Source organism: Streptomyces sp. NBC_00663 (assembly GCF_036226885.1).
Lineage (GTDB): Bacteria > Actinomycetota > Actinomycetes > Streptomycetales > Streptomycetaceae > Streptomyces.
In genome coordinates this window covers 3,932,000-3,955,090 of record NZ_CP109027.1, presented here as the reverse complement: position 1 = coordinate 3,955,090, position 23,091 = coordinate 3,932,000, and the positions used below count along the sequence as shown (strand labels likewise).

Annotated in this window: 19 protein-coding genes and 1 tRNA gene; 18 read left to right on the top strand and 2 right to left on the bottom strand. The window is 67.6% G+C overall.

Features of this window, described 5'->3' with window-relative positions; translation table 11 throughout:
* Positions 1-91 precede the first annotated feature (91 nt).
* From OG866_RS17890 to OG866_RS17875, 4 genes are all read left to right on the top strand, one after another.
* Positions 92-661 (top strand): TetR/AcrR family transcriptional regulator, encoded by a 570-nt coding sequence (locus tag OG866_RS17890; RefSeq protein ID WP_329335865.1) that lies wholly within the window; start codon positions 92-94, stop codon positions 659-661.
* 86 nt (positions 662-747) lie between these two features.
* Entirely contained in the window at positions 748-2,193 is a 1,446-nt protein-coding gene (locus OG866_RS17885; RefSeq protein WP_329335863.1) for a DHA2 family efflux MFS transporter permease subunit, read from the top strand.
* A gap of 299 nt (positions 2,194-2,492) precedes the next feature.
* Entirely contained in the window at positions 2,493-3,548 is a 1,056-nt protein-coding gene (locus tag OG866_RS17880) for a UDP-N-acetylmuramate dehydrogenase (protein WP_329335861.1), read from the top strand.
* A 52-nt stretch (positions 3,549-3,600) separates the two neighbouring features.
* Positions 3,601-4,308, top strand: coding sequence for a hypothetical protein (locus OG866_RS17875; protein WP_329335859.1), 708 nt, complete (start codon positions 3,601-3,603; stop codon positions 4,306-4,308).
* On the opposite strand, the gene OG866_RS17870 is transcribed toward OG866_RS17875, so the two are convergent.
* Both OG866_RS17870 and OG866_RS17865 read right to left on the bottom strand, forming a co-directional pair.
* Positions 4,253-5,293: an adenosine deaminase gene (locus tag OG866_RS17870; RefSeq protein ID WP_329335858.1), complete on the bottom strand. Its 1,041-nt coding sequence runs from the start codon at positions 5,291-5,293 to the stop codon at positions 4,253-4,255. The genes OG866_RS17875 and OG866_RS17870 overlap by 56 nt on opposite strands.
* A gap of 121 nt (positions 5,294-5,414) precedes the next feature.
* On the bottom strand, positions 5,415-6,641 hold the full coding sequence (locus OG866_RS17865) for a pyridoxal phosphate-dependent aminotransferase (protein ID WP_329335857.1): 1,227 nt from the start codon (positions 6,639-6,641) through the stop codon (positions 5,415-5,417).
* A gap of 297 nt (positions 6,642-6,938) precedes the next feature.
* On the opposite strand from OG866_RS17865, the gene OG866_RS17860 reads away from it, so the two are divergent.
* The 14 genes from OG866_RS17860 (at position 6,939) to OG866_RS17795 (ending at position 23,009) form a co-directional block, all read left to right on the top strand.
* Positions 6,939-7,011: transfer RNA gene (locus OG866_RS17860), tRNA-Trp, on the top strand.
* 108 nt (positions 7,012-7,119) lie between these two features.
* Complete coding sequence (gene secE / locus OG866_RS17855) at positions 7,120-7,407, top strand: preprotein translocase subunit SecE (RefSeq protein ID WP_329335855.1); 288 nt, start codon at positions 7,120-7,122, stop codon at positions 7,405-7,407.
* A gap of 81 nt (positions 7,408-7,488) precedes the next feature.
* Positions 7,489-8,358, top strand: coding sequence for a transcription termination/antitermination protein NusG (gene nusG / locus OG866_RS17850; RefSeq protein WP_329335853.1), 870 nt, complete (start codon positions 7,489-7,491; stop codon positions 8,356-8,358).
* Between the two features lie 20 nt (positions 8,359-8,378).
* Positions 8,379-8,894 (top strand): hypothetical protein, encoded by a 516-nt coding sequence (locus OG866_RS17845; protein WP_329335851.1) that lies wholly within the window; start codon positions 8,379-8,381, stop codon positions 8,892-8,894.
* A gap of 119 nt (positions 8,895-9,013) precedes the next feature.
* On the top strand, positions 9,014-9,448 hold the full coding sequence (gene rplK, locus OG866_RS17840; protein ID WP_079312374.1) for a 50S ribosomal protein L11: 435 nt from the start codon (positions 9,014-9,016) through the stop codon (positions 9,446-9,448).
* A 78-nt stretch (positions 9,449-9,526) separates the two neighbouring features.
* Positions 9,527-10,252: a 50S ribosomal protein L1 gene (rplA, locus tag OG866_RS17835; RefSeq protein WP_329335849.1), complete on the top strand. Its 726-nt coding sequence runs from the start codon at positions 9,527-9,529 to the stop codon at positions 10,250-10,252.
* A gap of 130 nt (positions 10,253-10,382) precedes the next feature.
* On the top strand, positions 10,383-11,306 hold the full coding sequence (locus OG866_RS17830; RefSeq protein ID WP_329335847.1) for a hypothetical protein: 924 nt from the start codon (positions 10,383-10,385) through the stop codon (positions 11,304-11,306).
* Between the two features lie 114 nt (positions 11,307-11,420).
* On the top strand, positions 11,421-12,281 hold the full coding sequence (locus tag OG866_RS17825; RefSeq protein ID WP_329335845.1) for a DUF1396 domain-containing protein: 861 nt from the start codon (positions 11,421-11,423) through the stop codon (positions 12,279-12,281).
* A gap of 276 nt (positions 12,282-12,557) precedes the next feature.
* The gene (gene rplJ / locus OG866_RS17820; protein ID WP_329335843.1) at positions 12,558-13,088 is read left to right on the top strand and encodes a 50S ribosomal protein L10; all 531 of its coding nucleotides are present in this window, start codon (positions 12,558-12,560) and stop codon (positions 13,086-13,088) included.
* 122 nt (positions 13,089-13,210) lie between these two features.
* Entirely contained in the window at positions 13,211-13,597 is a 387-nt protein-coding gene (gene rplL / locus OG866_RS17815) for a 50S ribosomal protein L7/L12 (protein ID WP_329344162.1), read from the top strand.
* Between the two features lie 613 nt (positions 13,598-14,210).
* Complete coding sequence (gene rpoB / locus OG866_RS17810) at positions 14,211-17,696, top strand: DNA-directed RNA polymerase subunit beta (protein WP_329335841.1); 3,486 nt, start codon at positions 14,211-14,213, stop codon at positions 17,694-17,696.
* A 112-nt stretch (positions 17,697-17,808) separates the two neighbouring features.
* The gene (locus OG866_RS17805) at positions 17,809-21,708 is read left to right on the top strand and encodes a DNA-directed RNA polymerase subunit beta' (protein WP_329335839.1); all 3,900 of its coding nucleotides are present in this window, start codon (positions 17,809-17,811) and stop codon (positions 21,706-21,708) included.
* Between the two features lie 433 nt (positions 21,709-22,141).
* On the top strand, positions 22,142-22,336 hold the full coding sequence (locus OG866_RS17800) for a hypothetical protein (protein WP_329335837.1): 195 nt from the start codon (positions 22,142-22,144) through the stop codon (positions 22,334-22,336).
* A 112-nt stretch (positions 22,337-22,448) separates the two neighbouring features.
* Positions 22,449-23,009, top strand: a complete 561-nt coding sequence (locus OG866_RS17795) for a DUF1707 and DUF4190 domain-containing protein (protein ID WP_329335834.1) — start codon at positions 22,449-22,451, stop codon at positions 23,007-23,009.
* Positions 23,010-23,091 lie beyond the last annotated feature (82 nt).

Below are 23,091 nucleotides of genomic sequence, written 5' to 3'. Positions count from 1 at the left end.
CCATGGTGGGGCGCCCCTTACTCATGGGCGCTCATCGGCTGTCGCAAGCCCCCCTTGACGTAGTTAGTGATTGAGTACTAACTTACTGGACATGGCCAGGATGAGTGCAGAGGAGAGGCGCGAGAGCGTGATCCGCGCGGCGACGATCGAGTTCGCCCGCGGCGGCTACCACGGCACGTCGACCGAGGCGATCGCCAAGCGGGTCGGGGTCTCGCAGCCGTATCTCTTCCGGCTCTTCCCGGGTAAGAAGGCGATCTTCCTGGCGGTCTCGGAGCGGTGTGTGGAGGACACCATCCGCACCTTCGAGGAGGCCTCCGAGGGCCTGCGCGGAGAAGAGGCCCTGCATGCCATGGCGAACGCGTACACCAAGGTCATCGCGGAGCATCCGGAGCGGCTGCGGATGCAGATGCAGATGTACGTCGCCGTGGGTGCGGCCGAGGAGGAGGGCGACCTCGAGTTCGGGGCGGCGGTGCGTGAGGGCTGGATGCGGCTGTGGGACACGGTCCATCTGCCCCTGGGTGCCGACGTCGGCGAGACGACGGTCTTCCTGGCGTACGGGATGCTCATCAACTGCCTGGTCGCGATGGGGTTTCCGCCCGAGCACCGGGTGTGGGAGGGCATGTACCCGTCGGCGCGGCTGAAGGGCCGGCTGGAGAAGTGAAGCGGGTGGAGACGGGCGTCTTCGGCGTCTTTTTGTGAGCGCAAAAGTTAGTGATCAATAACTATCTATCAAGCTCTGGGGGAGCGATGTCACAGCAAGCCATACCGAAGGCACCACGCGGGGGAGCCGTCTGGGCTCTCGTCATCACCAGCGTCGCCGGATTCATGGCGGCCCTCGACAACCTCGTCGTCACCACCGCCCTGCCATCGATCCGCGCGGATCTCGGGGGCGGGCTGCACGACCTGGAATGGACGGTGAGCGCCTACACCCTCACCTTCGCCGTCCTCCTCATGTTCGGCGCGGCCCTCGGCGACCGCTTCGGCCGCCGCCGGCTCTTCCTCGTGGGCCTGACGATCTTCACCGGGGCGTCCGCCGCGGCGGCCATGGCCCCCGGCATCGACAGCCTGATCGCGGCCCGCGCGGTCCAGGGCGTCGGAGCGGCGATCATGATGCCGCTGACGCTCACCCTCCTCACGGCGGCCGTTCCCGCGGCCAAGCGCGGGATGGCGTACGGCATCTGGGGTGCCGTCAACGGGCTGGCGGTGGCCTCCGGACCGCTGATCGGCGGCAGCCTGACCGAGCACATCTCCTGGCAGTGGATCTTCTGGCTGAACGTCCCGCTCGGCGTCGCGCTGCTGCCGCTCGCCCGCCTCCGCCTCGCCGAGTCCCACGGCACCGGCGCCCCGCTCGACATCCCCGGCACGCTCCTTGCCAGCGGCGGGCTCTTCGGGATCGTCTACGGCCTGGTCCGCGGCCCCGCGGACGGCTGGACGGACGCCGTGGTCCTCATCGCCCTCTTCGCCGGTGCCGCGCTCCTCGTCGGATTCGTGATCTACGGCACACGGGCCAAGAACCCCATGCTTCCGATGCGGCTGTTCCGCTCCCGGGCCTTCTCCGGGATCAACGCGGCCAGCCTGCTGATGTTCCTCGGCATGTTCGGTTCGATCTTCCTGCTCAGCCAGTACATGCAGGGGGTGCTCGGGTACTCGCCGACCGAGGCGGGGCTGCGGATGCTGCCGTGGACGGGTATGCCGATGCTGGTCGCGCCGATCGCGGGCATCCTCTCCGACCGGATCGGCGGGCGTCCGGTGGTCGCCACCGGCCTCTTCTTCCAGGCGGCCGGGCTCGGATATCTGGCCTCGGTCATCACCGTCGACGCGTCCTACGCCGTCCAGCTGCCCGGTCTGATCATGAGCGGTATCGGCATGGCACTGTTCTTCGCTCCCGCCTCCAACCTGGTCATGTCCAGTGTGCGGCGTTCGGAGCAGGGGATCGCTTCCGGGGCGAACAACGCGCTGCGTGAGGTGGGGGGTGCGCTCGGCATCGCGATCATGGGGTCGATCTTCTCGGCGCAGGGGGGATACGAGACCGGACAGACGTTCGTCGACGGGCTGCGGCCGGCTCTGGTCACCGGGTCCGCGGTCGTCGCTCTCGCCGGGGTGGCGGCGCTGGTGATTCCGCGGGGGCGGGGTGCGGAGGCTTCGGTGGTGGAGGAGGAGGCGGCGCCGGTTCGGGAGACGATCGCGGCCTGAACGGTGGTGAACGGCCCTGCCCCCTGGGGGTGGGGCCGTTTCCGCTGGGTCGGGTTTCTCGCCCCCGCCGCCCCTACCCGTCCCATCCCCAGGGGCTGCCGCCCCTTCGACCCCGCTCCCAGAGGGCTCCGCCCCCTGGACCCCCGTCGGACGGGCAGGATGGTGCGGCGGGTGCGGGTGCGGGTGCGTCGTGGCTGGTCGCGCAGTTCCCCGCGCCCCTGGGCGGCATGACCCGCACCCGCGTTTGAACGTGACCCACCACCAACCGTCCGCCCCGGACCGCCACGTACCCTTGACCCGTGCAGGAACGACACGACGCCCCCCTCGCCCCGCTCACCACCTTCCGTCTCGGCGGTCCGGCCACCCGGCTGGTCATCGCGACCACCGACGCCGAGGTGATCGAAGCCGTTCGCGAGGCCGACGACGCGGGCACGCCCCTCCTGCTCATCGGCGGCGGATCGAACCTCGTCATCGGCGACAAGGGCTTCGACGGGACCGCTCTGCTCATCGCGACCAAGGGCATCGAACTCAACGGCCCCCACCTGGAGCTCGCCGCCGGCGAAGTGTGGACCGACGCCGTCGCCCGCACCGTGGAGGCCGGGCTCGCCGGCGTCGAGTGCCTCGCCGGCATCCCCGGCTCCGCCGGCGCCACCCCCATCCAGAACGTCGGCGCCTACGGCCAGGAAGTCTCCGCCACGATCACCCACGTGATCGCCTACGACCGCGTCGCCCGCGACACCGTCACCCTCACCAACGCCGACTGCGCCTTCTCGTACCGCCACAGCCGCTTCAAGGCCGACCCCGACCGGTACGTCGTCCTCCGCGTCCGCTTCGCGCTCGAGGACGCCGGCGGCCTCTCCGCGCCCCTCAAGTACGCCGAGACCGCCCGCGCCCTCGGCGTCGAACCCGGCGACCGCGTCCCCCTCGCCGCCGCCCGCGAGACCGTACTGAAGCTGCGCTCCGGCAAGGGCATGGTCCTCGACCCCGACGACCACGACACCTGGTCGGCCGGCTCCTTCTTCACCAACCCGATCCTCACGGACGCCGACTTCAGCGCCTTCCACGCGCGCGTGAAGCAGCACCTCGGCCCCGACGCCGAACCCCCCGCCTACCCGGCCGGCGCGGGCCACACCAAGACCTCCGCCGCGTGGCTCATCGACAAGGCCGGCTTCACCAAGGGCTACGGCACCGGCCCCGCCCGCATCTCCACCAAGCACACCCTCGCCCTCACCAACCGCGGCGAGGCGACCACGGAGGACCTCCTCGCCCTCGCCCGAGAGGTCGTCGCAGGCGTCCACCGCACCTTCGGTGTCACCCTCGTCAACGAACCGGTGACCGTCGGCGTGACCCTGTAGGCGCGCGGAATCTCAGTTGCCGGGCCCAGGACACGCCCGGAACGCTTGAGCGATGCGCCTGAGACTCACCGAGTACACCCCCCGCATCGGCCCGCACCAGCGCCGCGTCGTCCGCCCCCGCACGCCTCTCCGCCACACCTCACTGAGCGCCCCGGAGCCGATCGGCCTGCTCCTCGGTGATCACGACGGGCTGAACCGGCTCGCCGGCCTGTTCTCCTTCGCCGCCTACTCGCGCCACACGATCGTCCACGTCCCGCTCCGCGACGGGGTCCCGCCCGACGAGGGGTGGGGAGAGCGGGTCGACCTCGTCCTGGCCCACCACAGCGTCGGCCTGCGCGCCAGCCAGTGGCCCGAGCTGCGCCGCCGCCTCACCCACGGCACCCCGCTGACCGTGGGCACCGACGAGGCCCGCACCGCGCGGGACGCGGAGTCCTGGCGTGCCCGCCAGTCACACGCGGACGTCCGGGACGAGCTGCGGCACGCCACCCACGCCCGGACCTTCTTCCTGTTCGGCACCAGGGACGTCTTCGCCCAGACGGCCACCGAATTCGCCTACGCGGCCGGCTGGGGCCCGCGTCACAAGCGCGTCGCCGAGGGGCACATGGCGTTCATGACGGCCTTCACACTCGCCGAGCCGCCCGGGACCGGCGGCCACCCCTTGGAGCTGGACATCTGCTACAAGGCGTATCCGCCCTACGCCCACTTCAGGAGACCGGGCGAGCGAGCCACTCGTCCACGCCGGCCAGCAGCCGCGTCTTGACGTCCTCCGGCGCCGCCGAACCCCGCACCGACTGCCGGGCCAGCTCCGCCAGTTCCCGGTCGGTGAACCCGTGATGCCGCCGCGCGATCTCGTACTGCGCCGCCAGCCGTGAGCCGAACAGCAGCGGGTCGTCGGCGCCGAGCGCCATGGGTACGCCCGCCTCGAACAACGTCCGCAGCGGCACGTCCTCCGGCTTCTCGTACACCCCGAGCGCCACGTTCGAGGCCGGACAGACCTCGCAGGTCACGCCCCGGTCGGCCAGCCGCTTCAGCAGCCGGGGATCCTCCGCGGCCCGTACCCCGTGCCCGATCCGGTGCGCGTCCAGGTCGTCCAGACAGTCCCGCACCGACGACGGCCCGCTCAGCTCCCCGCCGTGCGGCGTCGACAGCAGCCCGCCGTCGCGGGCGATGGCGAAGGCCCGGTCGAAGTCCCGCGCCATGCCCCGCCGTTCGTCGTTGGAGAGCCCGAAGCCGACGACACCCCGGTCCGCGTACCGCACCGCGAGGCGGGCCAGCGTCCGCGCGTCCAGCGGGTGCTTCATCCGGTTCGCGGCCACCAGCACCCGCATCCCGAGCCCGGTCTCCCGCGAGGTCGTCTCCACCGCGTCGAGGATGACCTCCAGCGCCGGGATCAGCCCGCCCAGGCGCGGGGCGTACGACGTCGGGTCGACCTGGATCTCCAGCCATCCCGAGCCGTCCCGGACGTCCTCCTCCGCCGCCTCCCGCACCAGCCGCTGGATGTCCTCGGGCCGCCTGAGGCACGAACGGGCCGCGTCGTAGAGCCGCTGGAACCGGAACCAGCCCCGCTCGTCCGTGGCCCGCAGCCGTGGCGGCTCCCCGCTGGTCAGCGCCTCCGTCAGCGCGTCGGGCAGCCGTACGCCGTACTTGTCGGCCAGTTCCAGAACCGTCCCGGGCCGCATGGACCCGGTGAAGTGCAGGTGCAGATGGGCTTTCGGCAGCTCAGAGACATCACGTACACGCTCCATTCGCTGATCCTGCCGTACGCCACCGCCGTCCCGGTAGCGCTTTCCCCGAACGTGGTCTTGCTCGCACGCAAACACGAAGCGGGCCGCCTCCCGAAGGAGACGGCCCGCTCGGCACCCCAGGTCAGTCCCTGGCCTCGGACAGCAACTTCTGGATCCGCGAGACACCCTCGACGAGGTCCTCGTCGCCCAGCGCGTACGACAGGCGCAGATAGCCCGGCGTACCGAAGGCCTCACCCGGGACGACCGCGACCTCGGCCTCCTCCAGGATCAGCGCGGCCAGCTCGACCGAGTTCTGCGGGCGCTTGCCGCGGATCTCCTTGCCGATCAGGGCCTTCACCGACGGGTAGGCGTAGAAGGCGCCCTCGGGCTCGGGGCAGAGCACGCCGTCGATCTCGTTGAGCATGCGCACGATGGTCTTGCGGCGGCGGTCGAACGCCTCCTTCATCTCCTCGACGGCCGACAGGTCGCCGGAGACGGCGGCGAGGGCGGCCACCTGGGCCACGTTGGAGACGTTGGACGTGGCGTGCGACTGGAGGTTCGTCGCGGCCTTGACCACGTCCTTCGGGCCGATGACCCAGCCCACGCGCCAGCCCGTCATGGCGTACGTCTTGGCCACACCGTTGACCACGATGGTCTTGTCGGCGAGCTCAGGCACGACGACCGGGAGGGAGTGGAACTCGGCGTCGCCGTAGACCAGGTGCTCGTAGATCTCGTCGGTCAGGACCCACAGGCCCTTCTCGGCGGCCCAGCGGCCGATCTCCTCGATCTGCGCGCGGGTGTAGACGGCGCCGGTCGGGTTGGACGGGGAGACGAAGAGGAGGACCTTCGTGTTCTCCGTGCGCGCCGCCTCCAGCTGCTCGACCGAGACCCGGTAGCCCGTCGTCTCGTCTGCGGCGACCTCGACCGGGACACCGCCGGCGAGGCGGATCGACTCCGGGTACGTCGTCCAGTACGGAGCCGGGACGATGACCTCGTCGCCCGGGTCGAGGATCGCGGCGAAGGCCTCGTAGATGGCCTGCTTGCCGCCGTTGGTGACGAGGACCTGGCTCGCGTCGACCTCGTAGCCGGAGTCGCGCAGCGTCTTCGCGGCGATCGCGGCCTTCAGCTCGGGCAGCCCGCCGGCCGGCGTGTAGCGGTGGTACTTCGGGTTCTTGCACGCCTCGATGGCGGCTTCGACGATGTAGTCCGGGGTCGGGAAGTCGGGCTCACCGGCGCCGAAGCCGATCACCGGGCGCCCGGCGGCCTTCAGGGCCTTGGCCTTGGCATCCACGGCGAGGGTGGCGGACTCGGAGATCGCGCCGACTCGGGCGGAGACCCGGCGCTCGGTGGGAGGGGTTGCAGCGCTCATGGGGCCCATCGTTTCAGACCGGAAACGCCCCCGGCACGCGGGTTTCACAGACTGAACAGCTACAGAACAACCGTCCGGTTTCACAGGGGTATTGGCGCGGTGGCCTGGGTGATCTTCGGCCGCCGTGCGTTCGTCGCCGGGACGATCTTCGGCCAGTGCGGCCCCGGCAGGCCCTTTCTGTTCGACGGAGGGCTCAGGAACACGTACACTCTCACCTCGTTGGCCTCACAACGGTCGCACTCATCCGGTGCACACCGAGCACTCGGACGGATGCGGTACGTTTGGGGGGAACCACAAAGGGTCGTAGCTCAATTGGTAGAGCACCGGTCTCCAAAACCGGCGGTTGGGGGTTCAAGTCCCTCCGGCCCTGCTACACACACCTTCGCCAGGATGTGTGCGCATGTACGTACAGCAATGCACCGCCGTGCGGCTCAGACCGGGCGCGGCACGGCCACGACCCGGGAACAGGTGAGGACGAATGGCGGACGCCGTGGGCTCCATCGATACGCCTGATGCCCAGGACGAGGCGCCAGAGTCGAATAAGAAGGCCCGCAAGGGTGGCAAGCGTGCCAAGAAGGGCCCGCTGAAGCGCCTCGGTATCTTCTACCGACAGATCGTCGCAGAGCTTCGCAAGGTCGTCTGGCCTACGCGCGGCCAGCTGACGACGTACACGACCGTGGTGATCGTCTTCGTGATCGTCATGATCGGCCTGGTCACCGTGATTGACTATGGACTCAACCACGCCGCCGAGTACGTCTTCGGCTGATCAAAGAGCGATAGGGCGCCGTGGTTACCGGCGCCCCTTTCGCATGTTCCACCCCTATGTATCCAGGAAGAAGCAGCCACCGTGTCTGACCAGAACCTGAACGACGCCATCGAGCCGGACGAGTCCGTGGAAGACGAGCTCGACATCGTCGAGGGCGCGGACGAGGACCTGGACGAGGTCGAGGCTGCCGATGAAGAGGCGGGCGACCCCGCCGAGGAAGCCGCCCTCCATGTCGAGGACGAATCCGACGAGGACGCCGAGGACGAGTCCGGCGGCGATGTCGAGGACGTCGAGGACGAGGAAGAGGCCGTCGAGGAAGAGCCGGCCGAGCCGGTCGACCCCGTCGTCGCCCTGCGCGAGGAACTGCGCACCCTCCCCGGCGAGTGGTACGTCATCCACACCTACGCCGGTTACGAGAACCGCGTGAAGACCAACCTCGAACAGCGCGCCGTCTCGCTGAACGTCGAGGACTTCATCTTCCAGGCCGAGGTGCCGCAGGAAGAGGTCGCGCAGATCAAGAACGGCGAGCGCAAGACGATCCGTCAGAACAAGCTCCCCGGCTATGTGCTGGTGCGCATGGACCTGACGAACGAGTCCTGGGGTGTCGTCCGCAACACGCCCGGCGTCACAGGCTTCGTGGGCAACGCCTACGACCCGTACCCGCTGACCCTGGACGAGATCGTCAAGATGCTCGCCCCGGAGGCCGAGGAGAAGGCCGCCCGTGAGGCCGCCGAGGCCGAGGGCAAGCCCGCTCCGCAGCGCAAGGTCGAGGTCCAGGTCCTGGACTTCGAGGTCGGCGACTCGGTCACCGTCACCGACGGCCCCTTCGCCACGTTGCAGGCCACGATCAACGAGATCAACGCCGACTCGAAGAAGGTCAAGGGCCTCGTCGAGATCTTCGGCCGCGAGACCCCGGTCGAGCTGTCCTTCGACCAGATCCAGAAGAACTGACGCCGGAAGGGCTGACGTTCTTGGCCGACACAGCCAACAGTGAGGGCGCCTCCCCGGTGAACACCGGGCCGGGGCGCCTTCGCCGTTTCCGGGCGCCCCTGCTGCTTCTGCTGTGCGCGGCGCTCTTCGCGGTTCCGCCGCTCTATGTGGGCATCACGCAGTGGCACCGGGTCGCAGAGGTGCAGGACGGTGCGCGCGCGGTCGGCACCTTCCACTCGAACGGGCAGAGCAACTGCTGGGCCCACCGCTGCTGGGTCGAGTTCGAGGTCGACGGCAAGCGGGTGGAGGCGGATCTGCCGGCCCTCACCGGGACCCGGGAGAACAGGGTCTCGCGGGACGGCAAGCCGATCGTCGTCCGGTATCTGGCCTCCGACCCGACCGTGGCGGCGGAGGAGGGCGGTCTCGGCTACGTCGGTGCCATGACCGTCGGGCTCGGCCTGCCGACCGGCATCCTGCTGATCCTCTCGGTGGGCAGTGGGGTGTCCGTCCGGCGGGGGCGGCCGCCGTTCGCCCCGTGGTCCTCACCACAGTCCTGAGCTGCCGATTTCATGTCCTGAGGGAAGAGCGGCTATCGTGGTGCGGTATGCCATCTGCCTGATGATTCATCCGAATGACGCAGGTGGTAACCAACTCTCAGTAAGGACCCGGAGAGAGCATGCCTCCCAAGAAGAAGAAGGTCACGGGGCTTATCAAGCTCCAGATCCAGGCCGGTGCAGCCAACCCGGCTCCGCCGGTCGGCCCCGCGCTGGGCCAGCACGGCGTCAACATCATGGAGTTCTGCAAGGCCTACAACGCCGCGACCGAGTCGCAGCGTGGCTGGGTGATCCCGGTGGAGATCACGGTCTACGAGGACCGCTCCTTCACCTTCATCACCAAGACGCCGCCGGCCGCGAAGATGATCCTGAAGGCCGCGGGCATCGAGAAGGGCTCTGGCGAGCCGCACAAGACCAAGGTCGCCAAGATCACCGAGGCGCAGGTCCGCGAGATCGCCACGACCAAGCTCCCCGACCTCAACGCCAACGACCTGGACGCCGCCGCGAAGATCATCGCCGGTACCGCGCGTTCCATGGGCGTCGTCGTCGAGGGCTGAGCCCCAACCCGTAATCAGCAGAAGTGGCGGGGCCTGCTCGGCCCTAACCACGACTCCTAAGAATCTCCAGGAGAAGTAGTGAGCAAGCGCAGCAAGTCTCTCCGCGCTGCGGACGCCAAGGTCGACCGGGAAAAGCTCTACGCCCCGCTCGAGGCCGTCCGTCTCGCCAAGGAGACCTCCACCTCCAAGTTCGACGGCACCGTCGAGGTCGCCTTCCGTCTGGGTGTCGACCCGCGCAAGGCCGACCAGATGGTCCGTGGCACCGTGAACCTTCCGCACGGCACCGGTAAGACCGCCCGGGTCCTGGTCTTCGCGACCGGTGACCGTGCCGAGGCCGCAGTCGCCGCGGGCGCCGACATCGTCGGCTCCGACGAGCTCATCGACGAGGTGTCGAAGGGCCGTCTGGACTTCGACGCCGTCGTCGCCACCCCGGACCTCATGGGCAAGGTCGGCCGTCTCGGCCGTGTCCTCGGCCCCCGTGGTCTCATGCCGAACCCCAAGACCGGCACCGTGACCCCGGACGTCGCCAAGGCTGTCAACGACATCAAGGGCGGCAAGATCGAGTTCCGCGTCGACAAGCACTCGAACCTGCACTTCATCATCGGCAAGACGTCGTTCGACGAGACCAAGCTGGTGGAGAACTACGGCGCCGCGCTGGAGGAGATCCTCCGTCTGAAGCCGTCCGCCGCCAAGGGTCGCTACATCAAGAAGGCCGCGATCAGCACCACGATCGGCCCCGGCATTCCGCTCGACCCGAACCGCACCCGCAACCTCCTCGTCGAGGAGGACCCGGCCGCGGTCTGAGCTTGAGCTCACCGAAGTCAGGTCACGGGCCCCGCAACCTTTCGAGGTGCGGGGCCCGTCCCATTTCCGGGTACGTGTGTCAGAGGCTCGCGCTAACGTGCGGGACAGGAATCACATAGGGGTGGGACGAATGAAGAGCACGACCGTACGCCGGATGGCTCTCGCGATCGCCACGACGACCGCACTGACAGGCCTGGCGGCCTGTTCGTCGGCGGGGGACTCGGGGGGCTCCGACAAGGACGACCGGACCTCGGGGAGCGGCCAGGGCACGACCAAGGTCAGCCCGATAGCCGCGCTGCGTTCCGCCGAGAAGTCCACCGACGCCGCCGACTCCGCCCGGGTCGAGTCCACGACCGCCATGGGCTCGATGATGTCCATGACCGCCGACGGCGCCCTCGGCTGGGCGGACGGCATCACCGGCACCGTCACCATCGAGTACACCGGCGGCACCCTCGCCGACACCATGCGCCAGCTGGGCACCACCTCGATGGAGGCCCGGTACCTCCCCGACGCCTACTACGCGAAGATGGGCGAGAAGTTCGCCGAGCAGGCCGACGGCAAGCACTGGATCAAGTACGACTACGACGACCTCGCGGATCTCGCGGGCGGCTCCGGCGCGTACCTCAAGGACCAGATGCAGAACACCACGCCCAACCAGTCGGTGAAGCTCCTGCTGGCCTCCGGGGACGTGAAGAAGGTCGGCGAGGAGAAGGTCCGCGGCGAGAACGCCACGCACTACTCCGGCACCGTCGACGTCGCCGACCTCGCCGGCAAGAACTCCAGCCTCACCGCGAGCCAGCTCGCCGACCTCAAGAAGCAGCTCGACCAGGCCGGGGTCACCACGGAGACCGTCGACATCTGGGTCAACGACCAGGACCTCCTGGTCAAGAAGGTCGAGAAGGGCCGTATGGCCACAGGAGACCTGACCCAGACCGCCTACTACAGCGACTACGGCGTGAAAGTCTCCGCCGAGGAGCCCCCGGCGAGCGACACCGAGGACTTCAAGGTGCTGCTGGAGAAGCAGGGCGGCACCGTGGCGGGCACCACCTCCTGAGCCACACGGAATTCACGGGATCGCTTCCGCCCCGTCGGTTAGGCTCGCGATCCTGCTGTGAATCGACCATGTGTTCCGTGTGGTCGCGGTCCTGGTGTTCCTTGGGGGGAATCGATGGGGTTTTCTGTTCGACGTTCCGCGCGCTGTAGGACGGTCGGCGTGGGGCTGGCCGCCGTGGCCCTGGCCGCCGGTGCGGTGAGCTGTTCCAAGGGGGAGTCCGAGGAGTCGCCGAAGATGACGCCGGCCGCCGCGGTGGCCAAGGCGGCGAAGAACTCGGACGACATCTCGTCCCTGCGGTACCGGATGACGGGTGAGTATCCGGAGCAGGGGCGCATCAAGGCCGAGGCCTCGATGCGGATCAAGCCCAGCATCGCCATGAGCATGAAGATGACGGCGCTGGACCAGGGCAAGGACGGCTCCGCGGAGATCCGGCTCGTCGACAAGGTCATGTACATCGGGGGCAACCCCGAGTTGGCCAAGGAGATGGACGGCAAGACCTGGATGAAGTTCGACATGTCCGCGCTGAGCGACGAGCAGCTCGGCGGGGGCGCCGCGGGCGCCGGACAGGCCGAGCAGAACCCGGCGGCCGAGTCCACCTTCATGACCGGCGCCAAGGACGTGAAGAAGGTCGGCGAGGAGAAGGTCGACGGGGTCGAGACGACCCACTACTCGGGCACCCTGACCCTCGACGCGCTCCGGGACTCCTTCAAGGGCGAGGACAAGGCGACCCGCGAGAAGCGGGAGAAGAGCGTCGAGCAGTACGAGAAGATGGGCGTCGACAAGCTCACGATGGACATGTGGATCGACGGTGAGGACCACACCAAGCAGTTCCGCATGAAGGGCGACGCCGACAAGGGCCCGCTCGACCTGACCATCACCTTCCTCGACATCAACAAGCCGGTGACGGTCTCGGCGCCGCCCGCCAAGGACACCGTCGACCTCGCCGAGATGATGAAGGAAGCCCAGAGCGGCTGAGCACCGTACGACCGGATTTGCCTGACGGCGATCCGGTCACGTACTCTCCTACAGAAGCCAAAGACCGCTGGTCGTTGCCGTGTGCTCGTGAGAGGGCGCGGTGACCGAAGGATCCGCTGATTACCGCGGACGACCCGCGCAGGTGACTGTGGAAGTTGCTCCCGTTCTGGATTCGTCCATGAAGGTTGAGCTACGCCCCGGGCGCTTGCGCCGGGGCGTTTCGTTTTTCACAGCTCCTTCTGAGCGGTCCTCATCACCCGGAAGGAGGCCACGCTTATGGCAAGGCCCGACAAGGCTGCCGCGGTAGCCGAGCTCGCGGACCAGTTCCGTAGCTCGAACGCCGCTGTGCTGACCGAGTACCGGGGTCTCACCGTGGCGCAGCTCAAGACGCTGCGTCGTTCGCTCGGTGAAGACGCCCAGTACGCCGTGGTGAAGAACACGCTGACCAAGATCGCGGCCAACGAGGCCGGGATCGACACGCTTGACGACCTGTTCAACGGTCCGACGGCGGTCGCCTTCATCTCCGGTGACCCGGTGACGTCGGCGAAGGGTCTTCGTGACTTCGCCAAGGACAACCCGAACCTCGTCATCAAGGGCGGTGTCCTTGACGGCAAGGCGCTGTCCGCCGACGAGATCAAGAAGCTTGCGGACCTTGAGTCCCGCGAGGTTCTGCTCGCCAAGCTGGCGGGCGCCATGAAGGGCAAGCAGACGCAGACTGCGCAGCTCTTCCAGGCGCTTCCCTCGAAGCTCGTTCGCACCGTGGACGCGCTTCGTGCCAAGCAGGACGAGCAGGGCGGTGCCGAGTAATTCGGCTCGCATCATGACTGCCGCCTGAGGCTTCGCGCCCCAGGGAGCGGTCGTAGCGGGCCGAACGTACGCCCGCCAGACATGTACATCCGGCACCTGCCGAATTGAATTGGAAGGAAGCCATCATGGCTCTCACCCAGGACGAACTGCTCGCCGAGTTCGAGGGCATGACCCTCATCCAGCTCTCCGAGTTCGTGAAGGCGTTCGAGGAGAAGTTCGACGTCACCGCCGCCGCGGCCGTCGCCGTTGCCGCCCCCGCCGGTGGTGCCGGTGGCGCCGCCGAGGCCGTCGAGGAGAAGGACGAGTTCGACGTCGTCCTCACCGGCGCTGGCGAGAAGAAGATCCAGGTCATCAAGGTCGTGCGTGAGCTGACCTCCCTGGGTCTGAAGGAGGCCAAGGACCTCGTGGACGGCGCCCCGAAGCCCGTTCTCGAGAAGGTCGCCAAGGACGCCGCGGAGAAGGCCGCCGAGGCCCTCAAGGGCGCCGGCGCCTCCGTCGAGGTCAAGTAACACCTCACGGGTCCGCACGGACTCGCGCATGCCGCAGGCCTCGTAAGAGGGCTGTAACGCTGACGCAGCGAAGAGCGATCATCCATCCGGGTGGTCGCTCTTCGGCGTTTCCGAGGGCCCGGCGGCGGCTGCCTTGCACCCGGGACGGCGGGGAGTATGGTGATCTTCGTCGTGCCTGGAGTCCGCCTGGTGCACGTCTGGAGCACGCCTGGTGGGCAGGCCGCAAGTGACGAGCGCAGCACCCGGTTTGGGCGAGACAGGCCTTGACGAACCGCACGCCGCGCGCAATTCTCAGGACGCGTCGCCAGAACGGTCCGAATCCGAGGCATGGATCGGCGACGAAGAGGGCAGTATCAACGTGCGTTGAGGGCAGGCATGCCGAAGGCGTTGAGGGTGACGAGGACCAAAGAAAAGCGGGGCTGGACATCAGTGCGCCAAGTGGCTACACTGACCCTTTGCGCTGCCTGTTAGCTGTCCCCTGCCCGTCACCAGGGGTCTGCCCTCGCCTCAGCATCGACGACTAGAGCATCCCCGACCTGGGATCTCTGTGTTTGTGCGCTGGAGAGGGACCGGTACGCGCGTAGTGAGTCCGAGCCCTCGGAAGGACCCCCTCTTGGCCGCCTCGCGCAACGCCTCGACCGCGAATACGAACAACGCCGCCAGCACTGCCCCGCTGCGCATCTCTTTTGCAAAGATCAAGGAGCCTCTCGAGGTTCCGAACCTGCTTGCGCTCCAGACCGAGAGCTTTGACTGGCTGCTCGGGAACACCGCCTGGCAGAGTCGGGTCGAGGAGGCCCTGGAGTCCGGTCAGGACGTCCCCACCAAGTCCGGTCTGGAGGAGATCTTCGAGGAGATCTCTCCGATCGAGGACTTCTCCGGGTCGATGTCGCTGACGTTCCGCGACCACCGTTTCGAGCCGCCGAAGAACAGCATCGACGAGTGCAAGGACCGCGACTTCACGTACGCGGCCCCGCTCTTCGTGACGGCTGAGTTCACCAACAACGAGACCGGCGAGATCAAGTCCCAGACGGTCTTCATGGGCGACTTCCCGCTCATGACCCACAAGGGCACCTTCGTCATCAACGGCACCGAGCGTGTCGTGGTGTCGCAGCTGGTCCGTTCGCCGGGTGTCTACTTCGACTCCTCCATCGACAAGACGTCCGACAAGGACATCTTCTCCGCCAAGATCATCCCCTCCCGGGGTGCCTGGCTGGAGATGGAGATCGACAAGCGCGACATGGTCGGTGTCCGCATCGACCGCAAGCGCAAGCAGTCCGTGACCGTTCTGCTCAAGGCTCTCGGTTGGACGACCGAGCAGATCCTGGAGGAGTTCGGCGAGTACGAGTCGATGCGCGCCACCCTGGAGAAGGACCACACCCAGGGCCAGGACGACGCGCTGCTCGACATCTACCGCAAGCTGCGTCCGGGCGAGCCGCCCACGCGCGAGGCCGCGCAGACGCTTCTTGAGAACCTTTACTTCAACTCCAAGCGCTACGACCTCGCCAAGGTCGGCCGCTACAAGGTGAACAAGAAGCTGGGCGGCGAGGCCCCGCTGAACGCCGGGGTCCTGACCGTCGAGGACATCATCTCGACGATCAAGTACCTGGTGAAGCTGCACGCGGGCGAGACCGAGACGGTCGGCGACAGCGGTGTGAACATCGTCGTCGAGACCGACGACATCGACCACTTCGGCAACCGTCGTCTGCGCAGCGTCGGCGAGCTCATCCAGAACCAGGTCCGTACGGGTCTGGCTCGTATGGAGCGCGTCGTGCGTGAGCGCATGACGACCCAGGACGTCGAGGCGATCACGCCGCAGACCCTGATCAACATCCGGCCGGTCGTCGCCTCCATCAAGGAGTTCTTCGGCACCAGCCAGCTGTCGCAGTTCATGGACCAGAACAACCCGCTGTCGGGTCTCACCCACAAGCGTCGTCTGTCGGCGCTCGGCCCGGGTGGTCTCTCCCGTGAGCGGGCCGGCTTCGAGGTCCGTGACGTGCACCCGTCTCACTACGGCCGTATGTGCCCGATCGAGACGCCCGAAGGCCCGAACATCGGTCTGATCGGTTCGCTCGCCTCCTACGGCCGCGTCAACGCGTTCGGTTTCGTGGAGACGCCCTACCGCAGGGTCGACGGCGACGTCGTCACCGACGAGGTCGACTACCTCACGGCCGACGAAGAGGACCGATTCGTCATCGCGCAGGCCAACGCCACGCTCGACGACAACATGCGTTTCACCGAGAACCGCGTCCTGGTCCGCCGTCGTGGCGGCGAGGTCGACTACGTCCCCGGTGACGACGTGGACTACATGGACGTCTCGCCGCGCCAGATGGTGTCGGTCGCGACCGCCATGATCCCGTTCCTCGAGCACGACGACGCCAACCGTGCCCTCATGGGCGCGAACATGATGCGTCAGGCCGTGCCCCTGATTAAGTCCGAGTCCCCGCTCGTCGGCACCGGCATGGAGTACCGCTCCGCCGTCGACGCCGGCGACGTGGTCAAGGCCGAGAAGGCGGGTGTGGTCCAGGAGGTCTCCGCGGACTACATCACCACGGCCAACGACGACGGCACGTACATCACGTACCGCCTGGCCAAGTTCGCCCGCTCCAACCAGGGCACCTCGGTCAACCAGAAGGTCATCGTCAACGAGGGCGACCGGATCATCGAGGGCCAGGTCCTGGCCGACGGTCCGGCCACCGAGAACGGCGAGATGGCCCTGGGCAAGAACCTGCTCGTGGCGTTCATGCCGTGGGAGGGTCACAACTACGAGGACGCGATCATCCTGTCGCAGCGCCTCGTGCAGGACGACGTCCTCTCCTCGATCCACATCGAGGAGCACGAGGTCGACGCCCGTGACACCAAGCTCGGCCCCGAGGAGATCACCCGGGACATCCCGAACGTCTCCGAGGAGGTCCTCGCCGACCTCGACGAGCGCGGCATCATCCGGATCGGTGCCGAGGTCGTCGCCGGTGACATCCTCGTCGGCAAGGTCACGCCCAAGGGTGAGACCGAGCTGACCCCCGAGGAGCGCCTGCTCCGCGCGATCTTCGGTGAGAAGGCGCGCGAGGTCCGTGACACCTCTCTGAAGGTGCCGCACGGCGAGATCGGCAAGGTCATCGGCGTCCGCGTCTTCGACCGTGAGGAGGGCGACGAGCTGCCGCCGGGCGTGAACCAGCTGGTTCGTGTCTACGTGGCGCAGAAGCGCAAGATCACGGACGGTGACAAGCTCGCCGGCCGCCACGGCAACAAGGGTGTTATCTCGAAGATCCTTCCGATCGAGGACATGCCGTTCCTCGAGGACGGAACTCCGGTCGACATCATCCTCAACCCGCTGGGTGTCCCGTCCCGAATGAACCCGGGACAGGTCCTGGAGATCCACCTCGGCTGGCTCGCCAGCCGCGGCTGGGACGTCTCCGGTCTCGCCGACGACTGGGCGCAGCGCCTTCAGAACATCGGCGCCGACCAGGTCGCCCCCGGCACCAACGTCGCCACCCCGGTGTTCGACGGTGCGCGTGAGGACGAGCTCGCGGGTCTGCTGAACCACACCATCCCGAACCGCGACGGCGAGCGCATGGTGCAGCCGACCGGTAAGGCGAGGCTGTTCGACGGCCGCTCCGGTGAGCCGTTCCCGGACCCGATCTCGATCGGGTACATGTACATCCTCAAGCTCCACCACCTGGTCGACGACAAGCTGCACGCCCGGTCGACCGGTCCGTACTCGATGATCACCCAGCAGCCGCTGGGTGGTAAGGCCCAGTTCGGTGGCCAGCGCTTCGGTGAGATGGAGGTGTGGGCGCTGGAGGCTTATGGCGCCGCGTACGCCCTCCAGGAGCTGCTGACCATCAAGTCCGACGACGTCACCGGCCGCGTGAAGGTCTACGAGGCCATCGTCAAGGGCGAGAACATCCCCGAGCCCGGCATCCCCGAGTCCTTCAAGGTGCTCATCAAGGAGATGCAGTCCCTGTGCCTCAACGTGGAGGTGCTGTCCTCGGACGGCATGTCCATCGAGATGCGCGACACCGACGAGGACGTCTTCCGCGCTGCGGAGGAGCTTGGCATCGACCTGTCGCGGCGCGAGCCGAGCAGCGTCGAAGAGGTCTGACGGGAGTTCGGCGGGCCTTCGAAAGCCTTTGGAAAGGCGAAGAAGGCCCGCCGGCCCCAGGACCCCCGTATCAGACCCCATGACTTACAACCCTGAGAGGGATTGACGCATAGTGCTCGACGTCAACTTCTTCGACGAGCTCCGGATCGGTCTGGCCACCGCTGACGACATCCGTCAGTGGAGCCACGGCGAGGTCAAGAAGCCCGAGACGATCAACTACCGCACGCTCAAGCCCGAAAAGGACGGACTCTTCTGCGAGAAGATCTTCGGTCCGACCCGGGACTGGGAGTGCTACTGCGGCAAGTACAAGCGTGTCCGCTTCAAGGGCATCATCTGTGAGCGCTGTGGCGTCGAGGTCACTCGCGCCAAGGTGCGCCGTGAGCGGATGGGCCACATCGAGCTGGCCGCTCCCGTCACGCACATCTGGTACTTCAAGGGTGTTCCGTCGCGCCTTGGCTACCTGCTCGACCTCGCCCCGAAGGACCTGGAGAAGGTCATCTACTTCGCGGCGTACATGATCACGTACGTCGACGAGGAGCGCCGCACCCGCGACCTGCCCTCCCTGGAGGCGCACGTCTCCGTGGAGCGTCAGCAGGTCGAGAACCGTCGCGACGCCGACCTGGAGGCCCGCGCCAAGAAGCTGGAAAGCGACCTGGCCGAGCTGGAGGCCGAGGGTGCCAAGGCCGACGTGCGCCGCAAGGTGCGCGAGGGTGCGGAGCGTGAGATGAAGCAGCTGCGCGACCGTGCGCAGCGCGAGATCGACCGTCTCGACGAGGTGTGGACCCGGTTCAAGAACCTCAAGGTCCAGGACCTTGAGGGCGACGAGCTGCTCTACCGCGAACTGCGCGACCGCTTCGGCACGTACTTCGACGGTTCGATGGGTGCCGCGGCGCTGCAGAAGCGCCTGGAGTCCTTCGACCTCGACGAGGAGGCCGAGAAGCTCCGCGAGATCATCCGTACCGGCAAGGGCCAGAAGAAGACCCGTGCGCTGAAGCGGCTGAAGGTCGTGTCTGCGTTCCTGCAGACCTCCAACAGCCCCAAGGGCATGGTCCTCGACTGCGTCCCGGTCATCCCGCCGGACCTTCGCCCGATGGTGCAGCTGGACGGTGGCCGCTTCGCGACCTCCGACCTGAACGACCTGTACCGCCGTGTGATCAACCGCAACAACCGTCTGAAGCGCCTGCTCGACCTGGGTGCTCCGGAGATCATCGTCAACAACGAGAAGCGCATGCTTCAGGAGGCTGTTGACGCCCTCTTCGACAACGGTCGTCGTGGTCGCCCGGTCACCGGTCCCGGTAACCGCCCGCTGAAGTCCCTCAGCGACATGCTGAAGGGCAAGCAGGGTCGATTCCGTCAGAACCTGCTCGGCAAGCGTGTGGACTACTCCGCGCGTTCCGTGATCGTCGTCGGTCCGCAGCTGAAGCTGCACCAGTGCGGTCTGCCGAAGGCGATGGCGCTGGAGCTCTTCAAGCCGTTCGTGATGAAGCGCCTGGTCGACCTGAACCACGCGCAGAACATCAAGAGCGCCAAGCGCATGGTGGAGCGCGGCCGCACGGTCGTGTACGACGTCCTCGAAGAGGTCATCGCCGAGCACCCGGTTCTCCTGAACCGTGCTCCCACCCTGCACCGCCTCGGCATCCAGGCCTTCGAGCCGCAGCTGGTCGAGGGCAAGGCCATCCAGATCCACCCGCTCGTCTGCACCGCGTTCAACGCGGACTTCGACGGTGACCAGATGGCCGTGCACCTGCCGCTCTCCGCGGAGGCGCAGGCCGAGGCCCGCATCCTGATGCTGTCCTCGAACAACATCCTGAAGCCGGCCGACGGTCGTCCCGTCACCATGCCGACCCAGGACATGGTTCTCGGTCTGTTCTTCCTCACCACCGACGGTGAGCTCCGTGACACCAAGGGCGAGGGCCGTTCGTTCGGTTCCACGGCCGAGGCGATCATGGCGTTCGACGCCGGTGAGCTGGCGCTCCAGTCGCCGGTCGACATCCGCTTCCCGGTGGGCACCATCCCGCCGCGTGGCTGGACGCCGCCGGTCGTCGAGGAGGGCGACCCGGAGTACCAGGCCGGTGACACCTTCCGGCTGCGTACGACCCTGGGCCGCGCGCTCTTCAACGAGCTGCTGCCCGAGGACTACCCGTTCGTCGACTACTCGGTGGGCAAGAAGCAGCTCTCCGAGATCGTCAACGACCTGGCCGAGCGCTACCCCAAGGTCATCGTGGCGGCGACGCTCGACAACCTGAAGGCGGCCGGCTTCTTCTGGGCGACCCGTTCCGGTGTCACCGTGGCCATCTCCGACGTCGTCGTTCCCGAGGCGAAGAAGGAGATCGTCAAGGGCTACGAGGCGCAGGACGAGAAGGTCCAGAAGCAGTACGAGCGCGGTCTGATCACCAAGGAAGAGCGCACGCAGGAGCTCATCGCGATCTGGACCAAGGCGACCAACGAGGTCGCCGAGGCGATGAACGCGAACTTCCCCAAGACGAACCCCATCTTCATGATGGTTGACTCGGGTGCCCGAGGAAACATGATGCAGATGCGGCAGATCGCCGGTATGCGTGGTCTGGTGTCGAACGCCAAGAACGAGACGATTCCGCGTCCCATCAAGGCGTCCTTCCGTGAGGGCCTGTCCGTGCTGGAGTACTTCATCTCCACCCACGGTGCCCGTAAGGGTCTGGCCGACACCGCCCTGCGTACCGCCGACTCGGGTTACCTGACCCGTCGTCTGGTGGACGTCTCGCAGGACGTCATCATCCGCGAGGAGGACTGCGGCACCGAGCGCGGTCTCAAGCTCGCGATCGCCGAGGTCGGCGCCGACGGCGTGCTGCGCAAGGCCGACAACGTCGAGACCAGCGTGTACGCCCGTGCGCTGGCCGAGGACATCACGGTCGACGGCAAGGTGCTGGCCCCGGCCAACACCGACCTCGGCGACGTCCTCATCGACGAGCTGGTCAAGCACGGTGTCTCCGAGGTCAAGACCCGCTCGGTCCTGACCTGTGAGTCCGCCGTCGGCACCTGCGCGATGTGCTACGGCCGCTCCCTGGCCACCGGCAAGCTGGTCGACATCGGTGAGGCGGTCGGCATCATCGCCGCCCAGTCCATCGGTGAGCCCGGTACCCAGCTGACGATGCGTACCTTCCACACCGGTGGTGTGGCCGGTGACGACATCACCCAGGGTCTGCCGCGTGTCGTCGAGCTCTTCGAGGCCCGTACCCCGAAGGGTGTCGCCCCGATCTCCGAGGCCTCCGGCCGCGTGCGGATCGAGGAGACCGAGAAGACCAAGAAGATCGTCATCACGCCGGACGACGGCAGCGACGAGACGGCGTTCCCGATCTCGAAGCGCGCCCGTCTTCTGGTCAGCGAGGGCGAGCACGTCGAGGTGGGCCAGAAGCTCACCGTGGGTGCCACCAACCCGCACGACGTGCTGCGCATCCTGGGTCAGCGTGCCGTCCAGGTCCACCTGGTCGGCGAGGTCCAGAAGGTCTACAACTCGCAGGGTGTGTCGATCCACGACAAGCACATCGAGATCATCATCCGGCAGATGCTGCGCCGTGTGACGATCATCGAGTCCGGCGACGCCGAGCTGCTGCCCGGTGAGCTGGTCGAGCGCTCGAAGTTCGAGACCGAGAACCGTCGTGTGGTCCAGGAGGGCGGTCACCCGGCCTCCGGTCGTCCGCAGCTGATGGGTATCACCAAGGCCTCGCTGGCGACGGAATCCTGGCTGTCGGCCGCCTCCTTCCAGGAGACGACCCGAGTCCTGACGGACGCGGCGATCAACGCCAAGTCCGACAGCCTCATCGGCCTCAAGGAGAACGTCATCATCGGTAAGCTCATCCCGGCCGGTACGGGTCTGTCCCGCTACCGCAACATCCGGGTGGAGCCGACCGAGGAGGCCAAGGCCGCGATGTACTCGGCCGTCGGCTACGACGACATCGACTACTCGCCGTTCGGCACGGGCTCCGGCCAGGCCGTTCCGCTGGAGGACTACGACTACGGTCCGTACAACCAGTAGTAGTTGGCTCTGAAGGGCGGTCACCTCGTTTCGTACGGGGTGGCCGCCCTTCGGCTTGCCCGGAGACTGTGCTCACGTCCAGTACCGGGGTGAACTGGCAAGCAAAGCAAAGGACTTGGGGAGTCGCGCACCGACGGTTGCCCTGGGGCGGTGGTTGCGAAGCCGCCATGGAGTTCATGAGCGGTGGTCCGGCCATCGGCCTCTTGGTCGCTTGCCCGTGTGCCGGCGGCGGACCATGGCAAGCACGCGTGCGAGTACTTTGGCCTCGCTCCGACTGCCACCCGTTGACTACGTGGTTGCGGGAAGCGGCCCGCTGCTCGCGCACGGTCTGCGGAGGGAGATCCGCGACCTCGATCTTGTTGCCAGGGGCGAGGCCTGGAGGGGCGCTCTGAGGGCAGCCGATCCCTCGCCGGCGCCGTCGGGGCATGGCCGTATGATTCCGCTCTTCGAAGGCGGCATCGAGGTCTTCGACCGCTGGGTGCCGGGCTCGCGTGGACCCGACGAGCTGATCGAAGGCGCCGACTGGGTGCAAGGCTTTCCCTTCTGCCCGCTGAGTGAAGTGCTGGGCTGGAAGGAGTGGCTCGGCAGGCGAAAGGACCAAGAGGACGTCGAGTTGATCTGGGGATGAGGCTCGCGGGTCTCAGGGATGGCTCCGGGTTCTCTCCGGGGGGATACCTGATGCCGGGAAAGCCGGTTCGGCGCAGGATGGAGGGACTCCGATCCGTGCGGGGAGGTACCCCATGACTCAGCCGTCGTGGCAGCCGTGGCAGGGGAGCGGGGTCCCGCAGCCGTGGCAGGGTGGTCAGGCCCCGCAGCAGTGGCAGGGCGGGTCTTCCATGCTCGCGTCGCACGCGGACCGTGAGCGGGCCGTCGACGTGCTCCGGGCGGGGTTCGGAGAGGGGCGGCTGGAGCAGGTGGAGTTCGACCAGCGGATCGGGCAGGCCTACGCCGCGCGCACGGTGGGGGAGCTGGCCCTGCTGGTGGCCGATCTGCCGCTCGGGCCGCTGCCGCACCCGGCGCCGGTCACTCCGGTGCCGCGGACGTTCCAGGCGGCGCCCCGGCCGCGGACGAACGGCAAGGCGGTCGGGGCGGCGGTGTGCGGACTGCTCTGTCTGCCGACCTTCGGGCTGATGGGCCTTCCTGCCGTGGTGCTCGGGCATGCGGCGCGGTCGGAGATGCGGCGCTCCGGGGAGGCGGGGGACGGGCTGGCGCTGACCGGGCTTGTCCTCGGCTGGCTGTCCGTGGGCGGCTGGGCGCTCGTTCTGACGCTGTTGCTGATCGTGGGCCTCGCGGCCGGGTGAGCGGTGGCTGTCGGGGTTGCGCCGACGTGGCAGGAGCGTGAAATTGAAGATCATCCGGGGCGTAGGGCCTTGACATGTTCCG